Origin of the sequence: Veronia nyctiphanis (assembly GCF_004116385.1) — a bacterium.
GTDB classification, from domain to species: domain Bacteria; phylum Pseudomonadota; class Gammaproteobacteria; order Enterobacterales; family Vibrionaceae; genus Veronia; species Veronia nyctiphanis.
Genome location: NZ_PEIB01000072.1, coordinates 1 through 3,249, shown reverse-complemented (window position 1 = coordinate 3,249; position 3,249 = coordinate 1). Strand labels below are relative to the sequence as shown.

Genomic DNA, 3,249 nt, shown 5'->3' with positions numbered 1-3,249 from the left:
TGTGAATTCAAATGAGTTATTAAGAATTTCAGACACGCAACGCAAACAAAGGTTGATTTTCGCCGATATCGATACAAACCTGCGGCTATGAAAAGAGGAATTTGGCGACTAAACCTTGGAACTCAAAACTCTATAATTGATGGGGGATAACGCCTGCCATAAACGGCGAGCGTATTTTGCGAGTCCAGCCCCCTGTGGGGCGATGTTTGATGGCCTTGTTAGTTGCGACCAATATGCTTTTGGTAGAAGATTTTGTCTATTCCAGCTTTCGGGTAATCGGAGTATCGACCAACTTCAATATATCCGAGCTTTTCATAGAACTTAGGGGCTTGGAACGAATATGTATCTAAGTAGACATTGGATATTCCGCGATTTTTTGCTTCAAGCTCAACATGTTGAATAACTTGACTTCCTACGCCTAGACCACGTAAAGGCTCTGATAACCAAAAGTAATGAACATGGAGGCTAGAAAAGAGCATCTTCCCAGTCATCCCGCCAAGTGTTTCTCCAAACTCATTTCTAACGAAGCACCCAAAGCTTGCTTCATCCAGCTTCGGAAAGTGAGTTTTGTTAAACTCAGATAGGCCATTAAAAATTGCAGATGCTTCTTTTTCAGAAGGCGAAAAGACAAAATCAATATCCACTTAAACCTCCATATAAAGAAGCAACTAACGCCTTGTTAACGCGCGAAAAACTAGTGTGCCATACTGATGAGCGAAGCGAAATCGGCACACGTTTTGAGTCGCTGTTGAACAATTTGTTAGCCAACATCCCAGCCAAGTATAATGATACTCCCTTCCGAATGTTTCGATACAGTTTTTACATCTGGCTCTATACTCCAAAACGATAGTTTTTCAAGCCACGGCTTCCAGTTTGGATGATTCAAAAGATCTTTATGAGATGAAGTTAAAAGGAGTAATTGCAAACCTTTACACTTGCCTTTATTTTTCATTAATTGTAGAGCTTTCCTGTCTACTTCGATTTCATTCAACCATTTATTACTAGTGTCATCGTGAACTAGTTTTACCTCAATATATACGCTCATTTCAGTTTTTGGGTCTTGGACTAATAGATCTGCGTAAGACTTATACTGAGAATCAAAAGCTGGTTTAGGTGTTACTGAGTATCCAGATTGCTTGAATTTGGCATATAATTCCCAGTTAAACCACTCTTCAAAGGAGTAACCTGTTAACTGAAATTCATATATTTTTTCGCTGACTTCACTAAGTAAGCCTGTTAATTCATGATGATACATTTTGATAATTCCGCCTTGTTGGCTAACGCAGCCATAAACGGCGAGCGTGTTTTGCGAGTCCAGCGCCCGCAGGGCGCGATGTTTGATGGCCTTGTTATGAGATGGCGACATCCCTTTAAAACAAGCCGCACCGCCCTAGAAATATTGCAAACAGCCTGCTCAACACTCTGATTTTTTCTGACACGTGGAGGCTAGTTTGCATGACGAAAATGCCAAACGGCGACCTTCCAGATGAACCCCAAAATGCTGGTAAAACCTACGTGCCATAATTACAAAATTACTGGTTTACTCTTACATTAAAAAACCAGCGTATAACGTCAAGCTAAGCGGCGCAGCTTTGCTGCGTCCATGCTTGAGCGCCTTGTTATACCTATTTTCGATGTAAGTTGATTTGTGAGCGTAGTTTTAAAACCACTTCTCTAGCTTTGCTGTCAAAATCATCTTCGCCGCTCGCATAAATCACACCTCTAGATGAGCTAATAATTAGGCCTTTACCATTTGCAGTTTTACCTGCTTTTACTAAGGCCTCGATATCACCGCCTTGCGCACCAACTCCAGGTACTAAAAATGGCATATCACCTACTAAAGACCGAACTTTTGCCATCTGAGATGGCCACGTAGCTCCAACCACAAGCAAGCAATTGTTGTTGTAGTTCCATTTATCACTAATTAGGGTGGCAACCTTTTGATATAAAGGAACTCCATCGACAATCAAATCTTGAATGTCACTAGCACCAGAATTTGATGTTCGGCAAAGTAAAACAGTACCCTTGTCCTGATATGACAAAAAGGGTTCCGCTGAGTCATATCCCATGTAAGGATTGATAGTTACCGCATCAACTTTAAAGCGCTCGAAAGCTTCTACTGCATATTTATTTGCCGTACTACCAATGTCACCACGTTTTGAATCCAAAATTATAGGAATAGAGGGATATTCACTTTGAATGTATTGAATTGTTTTCGTCAACTGGTCTTCCGCTGACTCAGCGGAAAAGTAAGCAATTTGAGGTTTGTATGCGCAAACTAAATCATGTGTAGCATCGATTATTCTTTTATTAAACTGAAAAATTGCGTCAGGAACATCACGAATACTCTTAGGAAAACGTTCCAGATCTGGGTCTAGTCCAACACAAACTAATGAATCATTCTCTTCCCAGATGCTATTTAACTTTTCAATAAAACTCACTTAATTCTCCTTTTGATTTAGTGCTTATTTTGATTAGTGCGATTTAGGTATAACGCCTGCCAGCACAGGCAAAAAATGGCGGAGCGTTTTTTGTCCTGTGACTGCACTTGTTAGCCCTTGCTCCATGTCTTTCGCGGCTTGCCGCCAGCACCTTTTGAAAAAGCTACCGCATTTAGCTTTACCGCAAACCGTGTTTAGGCAACCAAGAAACAACAACCTGAATGTGAATTCAAATGAGTTATTACAATTTCAGACACGACACTCAAACAAAGGTTGTTCAACGACTTCTAGGCAAACCTGCGGCTATGAAAAGAGGAATTTGGCGACTAAACCTTGGGACTCAAAACTCTTAAATTGATGCGGGATAACGCCTTGCTAAGCGGCGAGCGCTAGCGAGTCCAGTGGAGGCCGTTTTTTGGCCGAAACGATGCTTGAGCAACTTGTTATATGCCCTGAACTTTACAACTGATTTCATCTGTTTGTTCAACGCTTTCCGTAACTACAACCTCATCAAATTGAACTTCACTTGCAAAAGATACTTTCCCGTAGATATGCTTGCTAGTTTTAACTTTTTCGCCAAAGAAAATGTCACTTTTAGCGCTTTGTACGGATTCAATTATGCTCTGTGCGAAGTTCAACAACTCCTTTTCGGTGCCAATTAAATACGCCTCATTCCAACCTGTTTGAGTCGTAATTAAAACATCTGATTTATTCAATTTACTCATTAAATTTCACCAAACCTCTTGGGCATATAACGTCTGCCAGCACAGGCAAAAAATGGCGGAGTAGTTTTTTGTCCTGTGGCTGC

General features: G+C 40.9%; 4 protein-coding genes. All 4 read right to left on the bottom strand.

The genetic code is table 11. From position 1 onward, the window contains the following. Positions 1 to 218 precede the first annotated feature (218 nt). The gene (locus tag CS022_RS24300) at positions 219 to 644 is read right to left on the bottom strand and encodes a GNAT family N-acetyltransferase (protein ID WP_129124436.1); all 426 of its coding nucleotides are present in this window, start codon (positions 642 to 644) and stop codon (positions 219 to 221) included. Between the two features lie 116 nt (positions 645 to 760). After that, on the bottom strand, positions 761 to 1,366 hold the full coding sequence (locus CS022_RS24295) for a hypothetical protein (protein ID WP_129124435.1): 606 nt from the start codon (positions 1,364 to 1,366) through the stop codon (positions 761 to 763). A gap of 259 nt (positions 1,367 to 1,625) precedes the next feature. Continuing rightward, positions 1,626 to 2,441 (bottom strand): orotidine-5'-phosphate decarboxylase, encoded by an 816-nt coding sequence (gene pyrF / locus CS022_RS24290; RefSeq protein ID WP_129124434.1) that lies wholly within the window; start codon positions 2,439 to 2,441, stop codon positions 1,626 to 1,628. A gap of 443 nt (positions 2,442 to 2,884) precedes the next feature. Next, positions 2,885 to 3,166 (bottom strand): hypothetical protein, encoded by a 282-nt coding sequence (locus CS022_RS24285; protein WP_129124433.1) that lies wholly within the window; start codon positions 3,164 to 3,166, stop codon positions 2,885 to 2,887. Between the last annotated feature and the right edge of the window lie 83 nt (positions 3,167 to 3,249).

What these genes read in the sequence shown, in the direction of transcription:
- CS022_RS24295 (WP_129124435.1), bottom strand. Translation starts at nt 1,366, where the DNA reads ATGTCGCCATCTCATAACAAGGCCATCAAACATCGCGCCCTGCGGGCG.
- CS022_RS24285 (WP_129124433.1), bottom strand. Translation starts at nt 3,166, where the DNA reads ATGAGTAAATTGAATAAATCAGATGTTTTAATTACGACTCAAACAGGT.